The organism is Thermoplasmataceae archaeon, assembly GCA_038729425.1.
Taxonomy (GTDB): Archaea; Thermoplasmatota; Thermoplasmata; order Thermoplasmatales; family Thermoplasmataceae; genus B-DKE.
This window is the reverse complement of sequence record JAVYSB010000012.1, coordinates 21,646-23,564: the sequence shown is the minus strand read 5'-3', so window position 1 is coordinate 23,564 and position 1,919 is coordinate 21,646. Positions and strand designations below refer to the sequence as shown.

Below are 1,919 nucleotides of genomic sequence, written 5' to 3'. Positions count from 1 at the left end.
AAGGATCCAATACCAGAGGCTGCTCAATGGGCGGGACATGCGGTCTTTACTTCCGGTATCACAGTCGCCCTTTCATATGTTGTTCTGTGGCTCGCCAACGTACCCCTTTTCAGCGACTCCGGTCTCACGAACGCCATCGGGGTAACAGTATCAATCATGCTTGCGAATACGCTGCTTATTTCGTTATTAGCTGTTTTCGGCACCAGGTTGTACTGGCCATCAAAGATTGTGGGAAACCGGAAATTCCCATTCGAACACACAATGACCAGGATTGCTGGGGGCGTGCTGCACAACAAGAAGAAAATTGTTGTAGTTTTCGTTCTCTTCGCAATCTTTGGCCTTTACTTTTATGCAGTGACCCCATCGAGTATGAACGTATTTGCACTGGTTCCGAACAGTACTGGAATACAGGCTCTGGAACAGGTAAATTCATCGTTTCACGGAGATTTCTTTGATAGGGGCTTTATCATATTGAATTTCACTTCCCCTCTGATTGTAAATGGGAACTACAATATGAATGAGATGAAACAGGTTACAGAACTGGAGAACGCCCTCTTGAAAAACGGCGCGATAAGCCAGGTTTACGGCCCGACATTTCCTTTTGGTTATTATGTCAATCTTTCCTCGCTATCTTCCTACCCTGCTCAGAATTCTGCGTTATACTATCAATATGTAAACCAGTCGATTGGCCGAACGAACAACTATGCAATGGTTACTTTCCAGCTTGGACAGGTTGCATGGGGTTCAAATGCGAGCAATGCTGTCAGTAACTTGCCTTCAGTTATCAAGAGCACTGGCACTAACCTTTCTTATACTTACGCCATCGGTGGTTTGACACAGGGGCTTAATGACGCATATACATATACGGCAAGCACCTTCTCGAACCTAGTGCCCATACTTGCAATTGCCGTATTTATCATACTTATGATTCAGCTAAGCTCGCTGCTTGCGCCAGTCAGGCTCATAATAATGGTGATGGCAGCGGTTGTTGTCTCTCTGGCACTCACCTATCTGCTGTATTTTAATTTCCTCGGCCTGCCGATCCTGATATTCCTCCCGCTATTCAGCTTTATCACTCTGCTTGCCGTTGGGCTTGATTATGACATATTCATGATCACAAGGGCAAGAGAAGCCGTAATTAAAGGGATGTCAAACGAGGAAGCCATAAGAACAAGCATAATAGAGAATGGAGGAGTCATTATCACCCTAGGACTTCTGCTCTTTGCGATCTTTTTCTCCCTGACATTTAGCGGAATCGGCATAATAGAGGAAATCGGAACGGGATTGGCACTTGGAGTATTCGTGGATACATTTATCAGTTGGCCTTTTTTTGTACCTGCAATAATGCTTATCATGAGAAAATACAACTGGTGGCCGTCGAAGATATACAAGGAGAAGTGAAATGAAATTCCTGGATGGAAAAAAACCTGAAAACATACATTTCAAGTGGTCTGCTGATCTGGAGCCGGTCATCTCAATGAAAAGCGGCGATCAGATCTCAATTCTTGTGCCTGACTCCTCCACGTGGCAGATTAAGAGGGAATTCTCCACCATTGATCTCGCTAACAGTGTAGATCCAGAAAAGTACGATGGTGCAGTTGGGCCTATTCTTGTTGAGGACGCGAGGCCCGGAGATACCCTGGAGGTAAGCATTCATAAAATAAGGACCGGTAACTGGGGATGGAGTGCAATCATCCCTGAGATTGGTTTCCTGAAGGGGCTTTTCGATAATAGGCTGGTTGTCTGGGATATTGGGGAAGATGCCATATCAGTCACTAAAGATTTTCTCGCCGGGATACGTATTCCAGTTCATCCGTTCCTCGGCGTAATGGGTACAGCCCCAAGTTCAGGGTCCGTTGGCATGATTCCCCCTCAGCGATTTGGCGGAAACATGGACAACAAGAAACTGGGTATAGGAT

Annotated in this window: 2 protein-coding genes; both read left to right on the top strand. The window is 45.7% G+C overall.

From position 1 onward, the window contains the following. A partial coding sequence (locus QW597_07385; GenBank protein ID MEM0156402.1) for an MMPL family transporter occupies positions 1-1,401 on the top strand: 1,401 nt, incomplete at its 5' end. A 1-nt stretch (position 1,402) separates the two neighbouring features. Further along, positions 1,403-1,919 (top strand): acetamidase/formamidase family protein (locus QW597_07380; protein ID MEM0156401.1); only part of this gene is annotated, 517 nt, incomplete at its 3' end.